This is a genomic window from Leptothrix toolikensis (SeqCode), assembly GCF_057922285.1.
The window spans coordinates 1-16,640 of the sequence record NZ_JBYSVC010000029.1 but is presented as its reverse complement, the minus strand read 5'-3'; the positions used below and the strand labels follow the sequence as shown (position 1 = coordinate 16,640).

Here is a 16,640-nt window from a genome sequence, read left to right as displayed (position 1 = left end):
AGTCGTATCCTGAGGGTTGGCCGAATGGAGGAATCGTGGTGGTGGATGAAATGACGCTCTCGCCCAGTGCAAAAACAGGGCAAGTGGGTGGCGTGATGCGGGTGCTGGTGATTGATGACAGCAACACCATCCGTCGCAGTGCTGAGATTTTTCTCAAACAGGGTCACTGTGAAGTGGTCTTGGCGGAGGATGGTTTTGATGCGCTGGCCAAAATCAATGACACCCAGCCGGATCTCATTTTTTGCGACATCCTGATGCCGCGCCTAGATGGCTATCAAACCTGTGCCATCATCAAGCGCAACCCTCGTTTTTCGAGTGTGCCCGTCATCATGTTGTCGTCTAAAGACGGTTTATTTGACAAAGCACGTGGCCGCATGGTGGGTTCAGAGGATTACCTGACCAAGCCTTTCACCAAAGACCAACTGTTGCAGACGGTGGCGCAGTACCGTCGTGCGTCATGAGGCCCATGATGTTCCTGTCTGAAACGAAGTGACCAAGGGTCAGAGGTAGTCCATGTCGATTCAGAGTATCTTGCTGGTGGATGACTCAAAGACGGAGTTGTACGTCCTCTCTGAGCTGCTGACCAAGCGTGGTTTTCGGGTTCGGACCGCCGAAAATGGTAACGATGCCATGCGCCGCATCAGCGAAGAAAAACCCGATCTGATCCTCATGGATGTGGTGATGCCTGGGCTGAATGGCTTCCAGTTGACGCGTGCTATCACCCGTGATCCCCGTTATGCCGATGTGCCTGTGATCATGTGTACCAGCAAGAATCAAGAAACCGACAAGGTGTGGGGCATGCGTCAAGGTGCCCGCGATTACGTCGTCAAGCCCATCAATCCGGATGAGTTGTTGCGCAAGATTCGCGCCTTTGGTTGAGGCGAGCGATGACGCAAAAAGAAGCCCTGATGGAACTGCAAGGACGTCTAACCGAGAAGCTGCAAGCTGTTCGGTCGGCGTCGAACACGGTGGGTTGGCTCGCAGTCGAAAGTGCCGGTCGGCCTTTTCTACTGCCGTTGGCCGAGTCGGGTGAGATTTTCCCCGTCACCACCTTGGTGACCGTACCCCACACCCAAGCTTGGTTCATGGGTGTGGCCAATCTGCGTGGCACGTTGTCAGGTGTGGTGGATCTGGGTGGCTTTTTGGGTTTGCGAACGGAGCGTACACAGCCCGGTCGTGATCAAGCCCAAGTCCGGCTGGTGGCCTTCAACCCCAGCCTAGAAACCAATGTGGCGCTGTTGGTGGATCGCTTGGCGGGGCTGCGCAATCCGGCACAGTTGACCCCTGAGCCTGAATCCGCCAGCAGTACCGCTCACCCCGCTTTTGCCAGTGCGCTGTATCGGGACGAAGCTGGGCGGGTCTGGCAAGAGTTGCGTCTGGCGTTGCTGGCGCGCGACGAGCGCTTCTTGCATATCTTGGACCGCGCATGAGCTTGTCCGAAAGCAGCTTTTCGCTGAAGATCCAAGCTGGGACGAGGGCTTCATGAGTCTGTTGGATAACCTGAAACGCTTGGTTCGGCGTAAAGACGATGCCGGGCAAGATGATGTCGGCTTCACCGATGGCTTTGCTGTGGCCGAAACCGGGACGGGCAATGGCCTGCTTGGTATGGACACCGGACATGCGGGTGGACTGATTACTGAGGCGGAAGCGTCGGTGGAGAGCGCCAAGTCAAGGCGTGCCCCGAAAGAACGCCCTGATTGGGGCCAAGGTCGGTTGGCTCGCTGGTTGGGCGGCGATTTTGCTTTGCCGCTGATCGGCCATTGGCCCGCTGAACGTCAACAGCGCTTGCTGGCCAGTTTGCTGACGAGCGGTGTCTTTGGCTTGGTGCTTGCCTCGGTATTGGCTGTGATGACCCTGAGCGAAAGTGCCGCGCAAGTGTCTGCGGTCGGTCGGGCCTTGACCCAATCTCAACGACTTTCTAAATCGGTTTTGCAGGCTTTGGCGGGTGAGCCTCGCGCCTTTGATGAAGTGCGTGAATCCATTGAGGCGCTGACCAAGAATGTGCGTGGTCTGCGCAGCGGGGCTTCCGACATGGGCCTAGAGGCTGTTTCTGGCTCGGTCCAGACGTTGCTTGAGCCTTTGCAGCCGATGGTGGACAAGGCCGAAAAACAAGTCCGTATCGTGCTTGATGGTGAACGCGTTTTGACCTTGGTGGGCCAGTCGCTGCGCACGATCAGCAAGAAATCCTCCGAGTTGCTTGAGGTGGCGGAGACCGTGGCCTCGCTCAAGCTCCAAGAAGGCGGTTCTTCGGCCGAAGTGGCTGCCGCTGGACAACTCGTGATGTTGACGCAGCGGATCGGCAAGTCAGCCAACGAGGCATTGAATATTCAGGGCGTGACCAACGCCAGCGCCGCGTCTTCTCCGGGGGCTGGGCCCAACGAATCCGAGGGTGAGGGCGGGGCCTTTGGCGCGTTATTTCTGCTGGGTAAGGATCTCAATACCTTTCGTGATGTGGCGCAAGGGTTGCTTGATGGCAACAGCGAGATGCGGCTTCAGCCCACGCGTGACCAACAGACCCGCGAGTATTTGCAGCAGCTCATCAAAGACTTCAAGCTGATCCGTGATCGTGCGACAGCCATTTTGAGTAGCCGCGATGGGTTGGTGCGTGCCAGCCAAGCGCAAGTAGAGTTGCTCAACGACGGCGACCCCTTGCGCCGAGGCTTGGAAGCCGTGCAGGCCCGACTGACCTCGGCGGGTGGGTTGAGTTGGTTCCATCTGATTCTCTTTGGCTTGTCTTTGTCCTTGGGCGTCATGGGTGGGGTGGGCTTGTTGCTTGTCTTCACCCGCGATCAACATCAGCGTGCCGCGTTTGCCGAAGAACAGCGCCAAGAAGCCGAGCGTCAGCAGCGCGAGGCCAAACGTGTCAACGATGCCAATCAGGCGGCTATTCTGCGGCTGATGAATGAGTTGCAGTCGGTGGCTGAGGGCGATCTGACCCAACAAGCCACCGTGACCGAAGACATCACCGGGGCGATTGCCGACTCGGTCAACTACACCGTCGAAGAGCTGCGTTCGCTCGTCTCACAAGTCCAAGGGACGGCGTCACGGGTGACTGAAACCACGCAGCAAGTTGAAACGACCTCGACCGAATTGCTCGCGGCTTCTGATGAGCAATTGCGTGAAATTCGTGAAACAGGCGAAGCCGTGTTGCAAATGGCCAGCCGGATTCAACGGGTCTCCGCCCAAGCTCAGCAATCGGCTGAAGTGGCTCGGCAGTCGCTGTCGGCTGCGACCTCTGGTTTGACGGCGGTGTTGGATACGATCAGCGGCATGAACATGATCCGTGATCAAATCCAAGAAACGTCCAAGCGCATCAAACGCTTGGGTGAATCGTCGCAAGAGATTGGGGAGATCACCGACATGATTTCTGACATCACGGAGCAGACCAACGTTTTGGCGCTCAATGCCGCCATCCAAGCGGCTTCGGCCGGGGATGCCGGGCGGGGCTTTTCGGTGGTGGCGGAAGAAGTGCAGCGACTGGCCGAACGTTCGGCCGATGCCACGCGCGCCATTGCGGCCTTGGTCAAGACCATTCAGACCGACACCGCTGATGCCGTCGCGGCCATGGAGCGCTCGACCCAAGGCGTGGTGGAGGGGGCTAAATTGTCCGACAACGCGGGCACTGCTTTGGCTGAGATCGACCGGGTCTCTCGGCAACTGGCCGAGTTGATCGAGGAAATTTCAGCCCAAGCGCGACGCGAGGCCGATTCGGCCAACGTGGTGGCTTCCAATATCCAGCATATTTTTGCCGTCACCGAGCAGACAGGTGAAGGCACTCGATCGACGGCCCAATTGGTGCGTCAGCTCTCTCGCACAGCTGAAGAGCTGCGCCAGTCGGTGTCTCGTTTCAAAATCAGCTGATCGCCGATCCAAGGCACGGCGGTCTTGCCACACTCAGCTTCGATGCAATCGCACAACGACACTGTCGCATCCGCCGATCTCAGCGCTATCGCCTGGGTTCAGGAGGAGTTGCGCAAGACGCTGGAGACGGCGCACAAGGCGCTTCGGCGTTATCTCAGGGATTCGGAGACGACCACCGCGTCGGATCTTGATGATGTTGAACCCGCTGTCTTGCGCCATGCGCGCCAGCACATCCATCAAGGGGTGGGTGCGCTTGAGCTGATCAACATCCCCGAAGGGGCGCAGTTGTTGCGCGCCTGTGAGGCCATGGTGCAGCGCTATGTCGGCAAACCTTATCGGCTCAATGCCGAAGGGGTGGCGGCCATTGAGCGTGCAACCTTTGCCTTGATGGATTATCTGGCGCGCCTCTTGGCGGGCAAGCCCACGACACCGCTGGCTTTGTTTCCGCAGTTGCGGGTGTTGCTTGAAGCGGTGGGTTCGGACCGGATCCATCCCGCTGATTTGTGGGATTTCGAGTGGGAATGGCGGGCCATTGAGGGGCCAACCAAGCCGCCCCGTGCGCCCGATGAAGTCATCTTGGGTGCTTTTGAAAAGCGCTTGCTATCGGTGGTGCGCTCGGATGCCACCGAAGGTGCGCGTTCCTTGGCCATGCTCTGCCAAGGCTTGGCTTCGACGGCAGATTCCTCGCATGCCGCCACCTCGTGGCGCATTGCCAGTGCTTTCTTTGAGGCTTGGGCTTGGGGTCAACTGACTCCCGATCTGTTTACCAAACGCACCGCCTCGCGGGTGATGGGCCAGCTGCGCGCCATGATCAAAGGTGAGCGCTCGGTTTCGGATCGTTTGGCGCAGGATCTGCTGTTTTTCTGTGCTCGTGCTACCAAGATCGACCCGGTTCAGACGCCAGTGTTGGCTGCGGTCTATGCGGCCTATGCCTTGCAAGAGCGTGGCAACAACATCGCTGGGGTGGATTATTTACAGCCCAGCTTGGGTCGTTTTGATCCCGTTTTGGTCCAGCAAGGGCTCAAGCGGGTGGAGTCGGCCAAGGAAGTCTGGGCGGCCGTCGCTGCGGATGAGTTGCAGCGTATCGGGGCGCTCAACGAGCTGTTTGCGCTGATCGGTGACTCGATTCGACGGCTGTATCCGAACAGCGAGACCTTCGTGGCGGCCTTGCTTTCGGCGGTGTCTCGCACGGTGGCGGCTGCGGCCAAACCCGCTCCTGAGCTGGCCATGGAAGTGGCCACCAGTTTGCTGTATCTCGAAGCCTCGATGGAGGAGGCTGATTTCGATGCGCCTGAGCTGAGTGGTCGCATGGCGACGCTGGCCAGTCGGCTCGACAGCGTGATTCGCGGGCGTTCCGCTGGCGCGGTGGAAAGCTGGATGGAGGAGCTCTATCGGCGCATCTCCAACCGCCAGACCATGAATACCGTCGTCAAGGAGCTGCGCCAATCGCTGTCTGACGTTGAGCAGCAGATTGATCGCTTCTTCCGCCATCCCACCGATCCCGCTCCCTTGGTGGATGTGCCGGTGCATCTGACGGCGATGCGTGGTGTGTTGTCGGTGTTGGGGGTCGATCCGGGCTCTCAGACGGTCGTGCGTATGCGCGAAGACATTCAAGCGCTGATCCGCCGTGTCCAAGAAGGGGCCACTGACGATGTGCAAAGTGGTTTTCAGCGTTTGGCTGACAACCTCGGGGTGTTGGGTTTCCTGATCGACATGCTGGCCGTGCAGCCACAGATGGCGCGCTCGCTGTTTGTTTTTGATCCGATCAAAGGTGTGCTTGCCCCAGTGATGGGCCGCCAAGTGGTTGAGGAGCCACCGCCCGCACCCGCACCCGTTCCAGTCGTGCCACGTGCTGTGCCCGTGCTTGAAGCTGTGGTTGTTCCGCCACCGCCACCGCCACCGCCACCGCCACCCCAACCTGCACCTGCACCTGCACCTGCACCTGCACCTGCACCTATCGCTCCGGTGCCAAGCCCAGCCGAGGAGGAGGATGGCGATGCAGAAATGCGCGAGATCTTCCTTGAGGAGGCGCGCGAAGTGGTGGCCGATGGGCACAAAGCCCTTCGGGTTTGGTCGCAGTCATCGCATGACATGGGCTTGTTGACGCCGCTGCGGCGCGCTTTCCATACCCTCAAGGGCAGCTCACGCATGGTGGGCTTGACCGACTTCGGCGATGCGGCTTGGTCCTGCGAGCAGCTTTACAACAAGTGGCAGGCGGAGCCCTCGTCAAGTGCGCATGAGTTGCAGACCTTGACGGGTGATGCGCTGACTTATTTTGGTGCTTGGACGGAGGCCATTGCTGAGCGTCATGCGGCTGATTTCTTGCCCGATGGGGTGATCGCCGCCGCCGATAGCTTGCGTTTGGCCGGTGAGCTGCTGCGTATCCATGTGCCCACGCCATCTGGCATGCCGGCGGCGATGGTGCCTGATGTGCAGCCGCTTGATGTGGATGTGCTGGATCTGGACGTCGCCTTTGCCGATGACGACCGGCCGGTGATGGAGGCGTTGGAGCCCACCCAGCCCGCCCCGTTGGATGAAATCCCACCCGCAGCATCTCCGTGGCGTGTTGCACCAGCGATGCCCCCTGTGGATCTGGATTTTGATCTGGGCACGGCGGACGTTGTTGCGGCCGTTGAGCCAGAAATGGTGCCGGATGTGGTGCCTGAGATGGCAGCCGAAGCGGTGGCGGACATCCCGGCGTGGGTGGACTTGCCGGTGCTGAGTGGCTTGTCGCAGTTGAGCGGTCTGGCTGATTTGCCGCCGGCTGCGGTGGCTGAAGAGCTGCCTGCGGCGATCCCGGAGGCCGATCATGAGACCGATTTCCCCGCCTTGTCTGGCTTGTCGCAACTGGCGGATCTCTCTGCAACGTCCCCCGTATCCGCCCGGCACGCCACTGGGCCGGTCGATTTGGATATGTCCGATCTGCCCGAGCTTCAAGGCTTGTCGCAGTTGGGTGAGTTGCTGGATCCGATCCCTCACGCCGCCTCGGGCTCAGTGTCTTCGGGTTTGATCAGTCGTGAGTCGCATGTTCATACCGACTTCCCCTCCCTGAGCGGGTTGTCGCAACTGGGTGAGTGGATCGACGAGCCGGCCCAAGCTACCGCCGCCTCGACCGCAGAAACCGTGGCCAGTGAATTGTTTAGTCTTCCGCCGCTGGAAGGCTTGTCCAAGCTGGCTGATCTGTCGGATCTCTCAGAGGCTCCTGCGTTGGCTCCCGCGTTAGCACCTGTGCCCTCGGGTCGGGATGATCCGGTGGATGACCCGATGGCTGCGGTGCTCGGTGAAACCTTGTTGGTGCCACCGATTGATCTCGATGTCACGGATTTCGATGCCTTCTTTGCCGCCGATCCCACCGCACCTGCTGCACTTGCTGCACTTGCCGCACCTGCTCCGCCAGAACCCAAGGTGGTGGCTGAGCAGGCGGAGGATGCCTTTGAGGACGAGTCCGGTGATGATGATGATGAGCAAGTCCGTGTTATTGGCTCTCTGCGTCTGCCGATCCCGCTGTTCAACATTTACTTGAACGAAGCCGATGAGTTGTCGCGGCGGCTCAGTACCGAGCTGGCTGAATGGGCCCTAGAGTTGCACCGTCCCACCGGAGCACTCGCTGCGTCCTCGGCCCATAAGCTGGCGGGTAATTCGGCGGCGGTGGGCTTTACCGATTTGTCGCAATTGGCGCGTGAGCTTGAACATGCCATTGACCGGGTCAATGCGCGCAACACCGCCGGACGCCTTGAAGAGGCGACTCTGTTCATCGACGTCGGTGATGAAGTTCGGCGTTTGTTGCATCAGTTCGCCGCTGGTTTCTTGCAGGTGCCGCCCGCAGGGTTGTTTGGTCGCTTGAAGGGGTGCGCGCATGACGTTGATGTTGCCGCCGCCCGCGCTGCTGAACGAGCCGCTGAGCAAGCTGCTGAGCTGAGTGATAGCGCGATCACGCCCGACGAAGACGGTGAGTTTGTCTTGCCGGATGTCGTGATCGACACCGGCATGTGGAGTGATTTCTCCACCTCGGTGGCGGAGCCTGTGCAGATCGCTGATTCGGCCACATCGGTCGATTCGGTCGAACTCGTGGATCTCTCTGAGCCGGTGACGCAGTCGGGGGCTTGGTTCGAACCCGAACACGTTGCGGACACACCTACGGTTGTGTTGGCACCAGCGCCAGCACCGGCGCTGAGCGACTACGGTGCTTTCCCGGCGCATGCAGTCGCCGGCGAGACCATGTTGTCTTGGCCGCTTGATCTTGATCTCACCTTCGATACGGACATCCAGATCGACTTGGGGGTGACCGAAGATGCTGCCGCGCCGCCGCCGGACAATACGGGCAATACGCCTGAGCCCGAGAAGGCCCAGGACATCGACTCTGATGTGGTGGCCCTGTTCGATCATGAAGATGGCCCCATCGACCACGAAGATGTGGTCGATGATCAGCTGTTCCAGATCTTTGTCGAAGAGGCCGATGAGCTGATCCCGGTGCTGGCTGAGCAGTTGCGTGCTTGGCAGGCCGACCCGGCCAACAGCACCGCCGCGATGGCTTGCATGCGTTCGCTGCACACCTTCAAGGGCGGCGCGCGCCTCTCAGGCGCGATGCGGCTGGGTGAAAAAGCGCATCGCTTCGAGTCGGCCATCGAACGGCTGCTTGCGGGCGGTGTGGTGTCGGTGGATGACCTCGATACCTTGCAGCAACGTTTGGATGTGCTGGCCAACGCTTTTGAAGTGCTGCGTCGCATCAACGTTCGGCAAGAGAGCTACACCATGCTGGCGGGTCTTTATGACGCGCCACCCGTTTTTGCCAAGTCGGATCCCTCGCCGACGGTGGTGGTGCCGGTCGCTTCGATGGTGTCGTTGGCCTCGTTGGCATCGCCGCCGGCTCCTGCGCCTGTGCCTGCCGCAGTACCTATGTCGGCACCCACGCTGGCCGCTGCGCCGGCCACCCAAGTGGTGGTGCCCCTCACGGCCCCGGTGGATTGGTCGCAATTCACCCAGCAGCAAATGGCGGCGGCTCCGACCACCGCGCCGGATCGTCCGGTGGGTAATCTTCAGCCGATTCGGGTGCGGGCCCAATTGCTGGATCGCTTGGTCAATCTGTCGGGCGAAGTGAATATCAATCGCTCGCGCGTCGAGACCGAGGTGGGTCAGTTCCGGGGTGCCTTGACCGACTTGTCGGACAACTTAGAGCGGCTCCACCGTCAGTTGAACGACATCACGATTCAGGCCGATACGCAGCTCGAATCACGCCGCGAAGCTTTCCGGGTGGCCGACCAAGCCTTCGACTCGCTGGAGATGGATCGCTACACCCGGCTGCAAGAGTTGACACGCATGATGGCCGAGTCGGTCAACGACGTCGGCACCGTGCGCAGCGCCTTGCAGCGCACCTTGCAGGTGGTCGAGGACGAGCTGGCGACCCAAGCCCGGTTGACGCGTGAGTTGCAAAGCGATTTGTTGCGCACCCGCATGGTCGAGTTCGACAGCCTCTCAGACCGGCTCTATCGCTTGGTGCGCCAAGCGGCCAAGGAAACCGGCAAGCAAGTGCGCTTAGACATCACCGGCAGCTCCATCGAGGTGGATCGCAGCGTGCTGGATCGCATGGTGCCGGCTTTTGAGCACTTGCTGCGCAATTGTGTGACGCACGGCATCGAGCCGTCGTCGTTGCGGGTGGCTGCGGGCAAACCGGCGGTCGGCAGCATCGTGGTCAGCGCCAGCCAAGAAGGCGGTGAAGTCACCGTCGAGATCCATGACGATGGCACCGGTTTGGATTTGCCCCGGATTCGCGAGAAGGCCATCAGCATGGGCTTGTTGCGCACCGACGCGGTGATTTCGGATGCCGATTTGAGTCAGTTCATCTTTGCGCCTGGCTTGTCCACGCAATCGGTGGTGACCGAGTTGGCTGGACGCGGCGTGGGCATGGATGTCGTGCGGGCTGACATCTTCTCGCTGGGCGGTCGCATTGAAATCGACACCCAGCCGGGTCAGGGCACGCGCTTCAAGATGGTGTTGCCCGTCACCACGGTGGTGAGCCAGATCGTGATGTTGCGTGTCGGTGCCAAAACCGTGGCGATGCCCTCCAACCTGATCGAGAAGATTGAGCGCCCGGGTGCAGCGGCGTTGGCGGTGGCCTATCAAAGCGGTTGGTTTGCCTTTGATAACGCCAAGCTGCCATTCTTCTGGCTGGGCGGCTTGCTCGGCTACAGCGCGCGCAGCGAGGAAGAATCTTCCACCAAGACCCAGTCGATTGTGGTGGTGCGTTCGGCCCAACAGCGCGTGGTGCTGCATGTCGATGAACTGCTGGGTAATCACGAAGTGGTGGTCAAGAATTTGGGGCCGCAACTTTCACGGCTGCCGGGTTTGGCCGGCATGACGTTGCTGGCCTCCGGCGAAGTGGCCTTGATCTACAACCCAGTGGCTTTGGCGGCGTTCTACGGTACCCAAGCCCATCACGCCGCGCAGCAAGGGGCGATGGCTACGGCCACGGCCTCGGCGTTGGAAGTACGCAAGGCCGCTTCCGAGGCTCAGCACCATGCCACCGTGTTGGTGGTGGACGATTCGCTCACCGTGCGACGCGTGACCAAGCGCTTGCTCGAGCGTGAAGGCTTCCGGGTCGAATTGGCCAAAGATGGGCTCGAAGCGCTCGAATTCTTGGCCGGCCAGCGGCCCGACATCGTGCTCTCGGACATCGAGATGCCGCGCATGGACGGCTTCGATCTGCTGCGCAACATCCGCAACGACGCCAACCTCAAGTCCCTGCCGGTGGTGATGATCACCTCGCGGATCGCTGAAAAGCACCGCGAGCACGCCACCCAGTTGGGGGCGGATCATTACTTGGGCAAACCCTACGACGACAAGGAACTGCTCGGATTGGTGCGTCGCTACGCCGGCCTGCCCCCGACCCCTGTCAAACCGACTTGACGACGGGTGGGGTCGGTTTGATTTTGGCAAAGCGCGCCAGGGTTTTCTGGCGCGCTTGCTCATGGTCCACCACCGGCTCGGGGTAGTGTTGGCCCAGCTGGATGCCAGCAGCAGCCAAATCCACCGGGTAGCGCCACGGCGCATGCAGCGCCGCATCGGGCAGCGCACTGAGTTCTGGCACGTAGCGCCGGATAAAGCGCCCTTCGGGGTCAAACTTCTCGCTCTGACTCACGGGGTTAAAGATCCGAAAGTAGGGCTGCGCGTCGCAGCCGGTGGACGCCGCCCACTGCCAGCCGCCGTTGTTGGCCGCCAAGTCAAAGTCGTTCAGGTGGCGCGCAAAGTAGGCTTCGCCGCGTCGCCAGTCGAGGCCCAGATCCTTGGTTAAAAAGCTGGCCGTGACCATGCGCAGGCGGTTGTGCATGTAGCCCGTTTGGTTGATCTGGCGCATCGCGGCGTCCACTAGGGGATAGCCGGTGCGGCCCTCGCACCAGGCGACAAATAGCGCCTCAGCGTGCCGACCATGGTCCCAGCGCAGCGCGTCGCAGGCGGGTTGAAAACAGCGCTCGACCACATGCGGGTGGTGATAGAGCACCTGCATGTAGAACTCGCGCCAAATCAGCTCTGAAAGCCAAACTTCGGCCCCGCGTGAGCCGGTCTTGGCGCGTGCATGGCTGAGTCGCACCAGCTCCCGAATCGAGACGGTGCCAAAGCGCAAATGCACGCTCAAGTAGCTCGGCCCTTTCAGGGCTGGAAAGTCGCGCGTTTGGTCATAGCGGTCGATGCGCGCCAGAAAGTTGCTCAGCAGCTGCTGCGCCCCCGAAGATCCGCTGGGCAGATGCGGGATCGGCGCGGGCTCAAAGCCCAAGTCCGCCAATGAAGGCATGCTGTGCAGCGCCGCAGGCGGGGCTGCAAGTTGGCCGAAGGGCGGTTGTGGTTCAGGTTGAGCGGGGTGGAGCGCTTCATAGCGCTTGAGCCAAGCGTTTTTGTAGGGCGTGAAGACGTTGTAGGGCGTGCCGCTGAGGCTCAGCACCTCATCGCGCTCGAAGACGACTTGGTCTTTATCGCTGTAGAGCGCGATGCCGTGGTTGGCCAGGTCGCCCCGGACATGGGCATCCCGGCGCAGTGCGTCGGGTTCATCGTCGCGGTTCATGAACACCGCTTGCACACCGAGTTGTTCGGCCAAGCGCGGTAGAGCCGTGCGGGCTGAACCATGAACCACGATCAGGCCGCCGCCTTGAGCGCGCAGAGTTTGATCGAGTTCGACCAAGCTGGCGTGGATGAAATCGACCCGTCGATCTGCGCGGGGCAGGTCGTTCAGGATGTCGCTGTCGAAGACAAAAGCGCACCAGACTTGGCGAGCGCGTTGCAGGGCGTGACGCAGGGCGGTGTGGTCGTTGAGACGCAAATCGCGCCGAAACCAGACCAAGGCACGGTCGAGGATGTCGAGGGTGTGGGGCATGGGTGAGAGTGTGAGGGATCGCTACAATCGGCGCATGTCAGGGCCCCGATCTACCTCTACTGTCACCTCGACCAATCTCGCCAATCAGTTTCTGATTGCCATGCCCGGTATGGCGGATGAAACCTTCGCGGGGGCGGTGGTGTACTTGTGTGAGCACACCGAAAAAGGTGCCCTGGGGCTGGTGATCAACCGCCCCATCGACCTCAATCTGCGCAACCTCTTCGAACGCGTTGATCTGAGCTTGGCGCGCGACGACTTGGCTGAGCAGCCGGTCTACTTTGGCGGGCCGGTGCAGACTGAACGCGGCTTTGTGCTGCATGACCGGCTGGCGGAAGAGGGCGGGCACTACGCTTCATCACTCACGGTCCCTGGTGGCTTGGAGATGACCGCCAGCCGCGATGTCCTTGAAGCGCTCTCTCAAGGTGCCGGTCCCAAGCGAGCGGTGGTGATGCTGGGTTACGCCGGCTGGGGTGCGGGCCAACTCGAAGATGAAATCTCACGCAACGGCTGGCTGACGGTCAGCGCCGACGCGGCCGTGATCTTCGAGACCGCTGCTGAAGATCGCTACGCGCGCGCTTTGGCCTTGCTCGGCATTGATCCGGCCATGCTGTCCCAAGACGTCGGCCACGCATGACGGGGACACCGCCGGAGCTGGGCCGGCTGCAAGCTTTTCTGGCGTTCGACTACGGGCTCAAGCGCACCGGGGTGGCGCGTGGTCAGCGCTTGCTGGGCATGGCGACACCGCTGACGACCGTGAAAGCCGAAGGGGATGCTCGCTTCGCGCCCATCGCCAAGCTGATCACGGAGTGGCAACCCGATGCGCTGGTGGTCGGCGTGCCCTTCCATCCGGACGGTGCCGAGCACGACAACACCTTGCGCGCCCGGCGTTTTGCCCGGCAGCTGCACGGCCGCTTTCGACTGCCGGTGTTCGAGGTCGATGAGCGTTACAGCACCGTCGAGGTTTTGTCCCAAGGGGCCAAAGACGCCGATGCCGCAGCCGCAGCCTTGCTGCTGGAACAATTTTTCAACGAACAGATCCTGAAAGAGGCGATGCGATGAGTCTTTTGCAGATCAATGCCGAGGCGCTTTACGCCGAATTGCGCCAAGGCGTGCGCGCGCTGTTGCAGCCCGACAGCGCTTTGGTGGGTATCTGGTCAGGCGGTGCTTGGCTGGCTGAGCGTTTGGCGCGTGACTTGGCCCTGAAAAACGCGCCCGGGGTCATTTCCAGCCGCTTGCACCGCGACGACTTTGGTGCGCGGGGTTTGGCGCTTGGGGCCGATTCGACCCACCTGCCTTTTGCCATCGATGGCTGCCACATCATCTTGATCGACGATGTGCTCTACACCGGCCGCACCATCCGGGCGGTGGTCAACGAGCTGTTCGACTATGGCCGACCCGCTTCGGTGCAGTTGGCGGTGCTGGTGGACCGGGGTGGGCGTGAGTTGCCGATCCAGCCCGCTTTTGCCGCCGCCAAACTGGCCTTGCCGCCCAGCCAAAAGCTCGCGCTGGCCCGGGCGGGCGAGGGTAGTTTCACTTTTTCGATCCAAGAGGCCGCTTGATGCTTTCGCGCCGCAATCCCCAACTGAACAAGCACGGTGAGCTGATTCACCTGCTTTCCATCGAAGGCCTGCCCAAGGCGGTCTTGACCCAGATTCTCGACACCGCCGGCACCTTTCTCTCGGTCAACGACCGGGAAGTCAAAAAGGTGCCGCTGTTGCGTGGCAAGTCGGTGTTCAACCTGTTCTTCGAGAACAGCACCCGCACCCGCACCACCTTTGAGATCGCCGCCAAGCGCCTCAGCGCGGATGTCATCAACCTCGACATCGCCAAGAGCAGTGCCGCCAAGGGCGAAAGCTTGCTCGACACCATCGCCAACCTCTCGGCCATGCACGCCGATATGTTTGTGGTGCGCCACAGCGAGTCGGGTGCGCCGTACTTGATCGCCCAGCACTGCGCGCCGCATGTCCATGTGGTCAACGCCGGCGATGGCCGCCATGCGCATCCCACGCAGGGCCTTTTGGACATGTACACCATTCGGCACTACAAGAAGGACTTCTCCAACTTGTCGGTGGCCATCGTGGGCGACATCGTGCATAGCCGCGTGGCGCGCTCGGACATCCATGCGCTGACCATTTTGGGCGTGCCCGATATCCGCGCCGTGGGCCCCAAGACTTTGGTGCCGGGCGACTTGCGCGAGATGGGCGTGCGCGTTTGCCACAGCATGGACGAAGGCATCCGGGACGCCGACGTGATCATCATGCTGCGCTTGCAAAACGAGCGCATGAGCGGCGCGATGCTGCCCAGCGCGGGCGAGTATTTCAAAACCTTTGGCCTGACGCCCGCCAAGCTGGCGCTGGCCAAGCCGGACGCCATTGTCATGCACCCTGGCCCGATCAACCGGGGCGTGGAGATCGACAGCGCGGTGGCTGACGGTAGCCACAGCGTGATCCTGCCGCAGGTGACGTTCGGCATCGCGGTGCGCATGGCGGTGATGTCCACGATTGCGGGGAACGAGGCATGAAGATCCTGATTCAGAACGGCCGGGTCATTGACCCCGCCAGCGGGCGCGATGAACGTGCCGATGTGCTGATTGCCGCCGGGCGCATCTTGGCCATCGGCCAAGTCAGCCCCGATTTCCGCCCGGATCGCGTCATCGACGCCAGCGGCTGCGTGGTGGCCCCCGGTTTGGTCGATCTGGCCGCGCGCTTGCGTGAGCCGGGGCACGAGCACGAAGGCATGTTGGAGAGCGAGCTGAACGCGGCCGCTGCCGGCGGTGTGACCAGCTTGGTGTGTCCGCCCGATACCGATCCGACCCTGGATGAGCCGGGCTTGGTCGAGATGCTCAAGTTCCGCGCCCGCAAGCTGAGCCTTGCGCGGCTCTTTCCGCTGGGCGCGCTGACCCGTGGCTTGAAGGGCGAGACGCTGACCGAAATGGTCGAGTTGACCGAATCGGGTTGCGTGGGCTTTTCGCAGGCCGATGTCTCGATCCGCGATACCACCGTGCTGATGCGCGCCATGCAGTACGCCGCGACCCACGGCTACACGGTGTGGCTGCGCCCGCAAGATCCGTGGTTCGGCAAGGGCGTGGCCGCCAGCGGCTCAGTCGCCACCCGTCTTGGGCTGTCGGGCGTGTCGGTCTCGGCCGAAACCATCGCCTTGCACACCATCTTTGAGCTGATGCGCAGCACCGGCGCGCGGGTTCATCTGTGCCGGTTGTCGAGCGCGGCGGGCATCGCCTTGGTGCGCGCGGCCAAGACGGAGGGTTTGGCGGTGACGGCCGACGTCAGCATCAATTCGCTGCACCTCACCGACGTGGACATCGGCTACTTCAACTCGGCCATGCGTTTGACACCGCCGCTGCGTCAGGGGCGCGACCGCGACGCGCTGCGCGCTGCCTTGATCGACGGCACGCTCGACGCCCTGGTCTCGGATCACACCCCGGTCGAAGGCGACGCCAAGAGCCTGCCTTTTGGCGAAGCCGAACCCGGAGCCACGGGGCTGGAGCTGTTGCTGAGCCTCGCCCTTCGTTGGGGCGAAGACGCCGGCTTGAGCCTGCCGCAGACCTTGGCCCGCGTGACGTGCGAGCCGGTGCGCGTGCTGGGCGACGCCTTGGGCTCGCTGGTGTCCAGCGCCGGCCGCTTGGTCGAAGGCGGCGTGGCCGATGTCTGTGTCTTTGACCCGAGCGTCTATTGGCAGGTGTCCCCCGATCTCTTGGCCAGCCAAGGCAAGTCCACGCCCTTTGCGTTTGAGCACACCGGCATGGCCTTGCCGGGCCGCGTGCGCGCCACGGTGGTGGCAGGCACGGTGGCCTACACCCGCCAAGGCTGAAAGATAAAGGTCGCTTGATGCGTGCTTGGGTGCGGGCTTGGATGCGGTTGCTGCGTTGTTGGATGCTGGTGATGCAGGCGGCTTGGATCATGGCTCGGCACATCCCGAGCGCCGATCTTGTGGCCCGTCATGCGTTCATCCAGCGCTGGTCGGCGCAACTGCTGGCGGTGCTGGGTGTTTCGCTACAAACACGCGGGACGTGGCCGCAAGGGGCCTGCCTGATCGTGGCCAACCACGTCTCATGGCTGGATGTGATGGCGATCCACGCCGTCTGTCCCCAAGCGCGTTTTGTGGCCAAGGCCGAGGTGCATCGCTGGCCGGTGATGGGCAAGCTGGCGGCCGGGGCCGGCACCTTGTTCATCGAGCGCGAAAAGCCGCGCGATGCCCTGCGGGTGGTGCATCACATGGCCCAATCCTTGCGTGCCGGCGATACGGTGGCGGTGTTCCCGGAAGGCACCACGTCCACCGGCCACGGCCTGCTGCCCCTCCATGCGAACCTCTTGCAAGCCGCGATTGCGGCTGAGGCCCCTTTGCAGCCGGTGGTGCTGCGTTACAGCGACGCGCAGCATGCGGTCAGCCCGGCGGTGGC

12 protein-coding genes are annotated in these 16,640 nt (G+C 61.9%); 11 read left to right on the top strand and 1 reads right to left on the bottom strand.

Annotated features, from left to right (window positions below; translation table 11 throughout):
* Window positions 1-50 precede the first annotated feature (50 nt).
* From AC3VI7_RS06265 to AC3VI7_RS06245, 5 genes are read left to right on the top strand one after another with little or no spacing between them, the layout of a single operon-like run.
* Window positions 51-461 carry a response regulator gene (locus tag AC3VI7_RS06265; protein ID WP_489669693.1) on the top strand — a complete coding sequence of 137 codons (411 nt, stop codon included), beginning with the start codon at window positions 51-53 and terminating at the stop codon, window positions 459-461.
* A 52-nt stretch (window positions 462-513) separates the two neighbouring features.
* Window positions 514-879 carry a response regulator gene (locus tag AC3VI7_RS06260; protein ID WP_369417640.1) on the top strand — a complete coding sequence of 122 codons (366 nt, stop codon included), beginning with the start codon at window positions 514-516 and terminating at the stop codon, window positions 877-879.
* 8 nt (window positions 880-887) lie between these two features.
* Window positions 888-1,430, top strand: a complete 543-nt coding sequence (locus tag AC3VI7_RS06255; RefSeq protein ID WP_489669681.1) for a chemotaxis protein CheW — start codon at window positions 888-890, stop codon at window positions 1,428-1,430.
* Window positions 1,431-1,482: 52 nt separating this feature from the next.
* A complete protein-coding gene (locus AC3VI7_RS06250; protein WP_489669680.1) occupies window positions 1,483-3,861 on the top strand; it encodes a methyl-accepting chemotaxis protein in 2,379 nt (792 codons plus the stop codon).
* 42 nt (window positions 3,862-3,903) lie between these two features.
* On the top strand, window positions 3,904-10,764 hold the full coding sequence (locus AC3VI7_RS06245; RefSeq protein ID WP_489671188.1) for a hybrid sensor histidine kinase/response regulator: 6,861 nt from the start codon (window positions 3,904-3,906) through the stop codon (window positions 10,762-10,764).
* Here the strand turns inward: AC3VI7_RS06245 and AC3VI7_RS06240 are convergent.
* Entirely contained in the window at window positions 10,751-12,223 is a 1,473-nt protein-coding gene (locus tag AC3VI7_RS06240; RefSeq protein WP_489669153.1) for a cryptochrome/photolyase family protein, read from the bottom strand. The two genes, AC3VI7_RS06245 and AC3VI7_RS06240, sit on opposite strands and share 14 nt — an antisense overlap.
* Before the next feature lie 34 nt (window positions 12,224-12,257).
* Between AC3VI7_RS06240 and AC3VI7_RS06235 the strand changes: the two genes are divergently transcribed.
* The 6 genes from AC3VI7_RS06235 to AC3VI7_RS06210 form a co-directional block, all read left to right on the top strand.
* Window positions 12,258-12,857, top strand: coding sequence for a YqgE/AlgH family protein (locus tag AC3VI7_RS06235; RefSeq protein WP_489669152.1), 600 nt, complete (start codon window positions 12,258-12,260; stop codon window positions 12,855-12,857).
* A complete protein-coding gene (gene ruvX / locus AC3VI7_RS06230) occupies window positions 12,854-13,282 on the top strand; it encodes a Holliday junction resolvase RuvX (RefSeq protein ID WP_489669151.1) in 429 nt (142 codons plus the stop codon). Before AC3VI7_RS06235 ends, ruvX begins: the two co-directional genes overlap by 4 nt.
* A complete protein-coding gene (gene pyrR / locus AC3VI7_RS06225) occupies window positions 13,279-13,782 on the top strand; it encodes a bifunctional pyr operon transcriptional regulator/uracil phosphoribosyltransferase PyrR (RefSeq protein WP_489669150.1) in 504 nt (167 codons plus the stop codon). Before ruvX ends, pyrR begins: the two co-directional genes overlap by 4 nt.
* Complete coding sequence (locus AC3VI7_RS06220; RefSeq protein WP_489669149.1) at window positions 13,782-14,744, top strand: aspartate carbamoyltransferase catalytic subunit; 963 nt, start codon at window positions 13,782-13,784, stop codon at window positions 14,742-14,744. The genes pyrR and AC3VI7_RS06220 overlap by 1 nt, the downstream gene beginning before the upstream one ends.
* Window positions 14,741-16,051, top strand: a complete 1,311-nt coding sequence (locus AC3VI7_RS06215; protein WP_489669148.1) for a dihydroorotase — start codon at window positions 14,741-14,743, stop codon at window positions 16,049-16,051. Before AC3VI7_RS06220 ends, AC3VI7_RS06215 begins: the two co-directional genes overlap by 4 nt.
* Before the next feature lie 17 nt (window positions 16,052-16,068).
* The coding region (locus AC3VI7_RS06210) for a lysophospholipid acyltransferase family protein (protein ID WP_489671428.1) at window positions 16,069-16,640 on the top strand (572 nt) is incomplete at its 3' end.

What these genes read in the sequence shown, in the direction of transcription:
- AC3VI7_RS06265 (WP_489669693.1), top strand. Translation starts at nt 51, where the DNA reads ATGACGCTCTCGCCCAGTGCAAAAACAGGGCAAGTGGGTGGCGTGATG.
- AC3VI7_RS06260 (WP_369417640.1), top strand. Translation starts at nt 514, where the DNA reads ATGTCGATTCAGAGTATCTTGCTGGTGGATGACTCAAAGACGGAGTTG.
- AC3VI7_RS06255 (WP_489669681.1), top strand. Translation starts at nt 888, where the DNA reads ATGACGCAAAAAGAAGCCCTGATGGAACTGCAAGGACGTCTAACCGAG.
- AC3VI7_RS06250 (WP_489669680.1), top strand. Translation starts at nt 1,483, where the DNA reads ATGAGTCTGTTGGATAACCTGAAACGCTTGGTTCGGCGTAAAGACGAT.
- AC3VI7_RS06245 (WP_489671188.1), top strand. Translation starts at nt 3,904, where the DNA reads ATGCAATCGCACAACGACACTGTCGCATCCGCCGATCTCAGCGCTATC.
- AC3VI7_RS06240 (WP_489669153.1), bottom strand. Translation starts at nt 12,223, where the DNA reads ATGCCCCACACCCTCGACATCCTCGACCGTGCCTTGGTCTGGTTTCGG.
- AC3VI7_RS06235 (WP_489669152.1), top strand. Translation starts at nt 12,258, where the DNA reads ATGTCAGGGCCCCGATCTACCTCTACTGTCACCTCGACCAATCTCGCC.
- ruvX (WP_489669151.1), top strand. Translation starts at nt 12,854, where the DNA reads ATGACGGGGACACCGCCGGAGCTGGGCCGGCTGCAAGCTTTTCTGGCG.
- pyrR (WP_489669150.1), top strand. Translation starts at nt 13,279, where the DNA reads ATGAGTCTTTTGCAGATCAATGCCGAGGCGCTTTACGCCGAATTGCGC.
- AC3VI7_RS06220 (WP_489669149.1), top strand. Translation starts at nt 13,782, where the DNA reads ATGCTTTCGCGCCGCAATCCCCAACTGAACAAGCACGGTGAGCTGATT.
- AC3VI7_RS06215 (WP_489669148.1), top strand. Translation starts at nt 14,741, where the DNA reads ATGAAGATCCTGATTCAGAACGGCCGGGTCATTGACCCCGCCAGCGGG.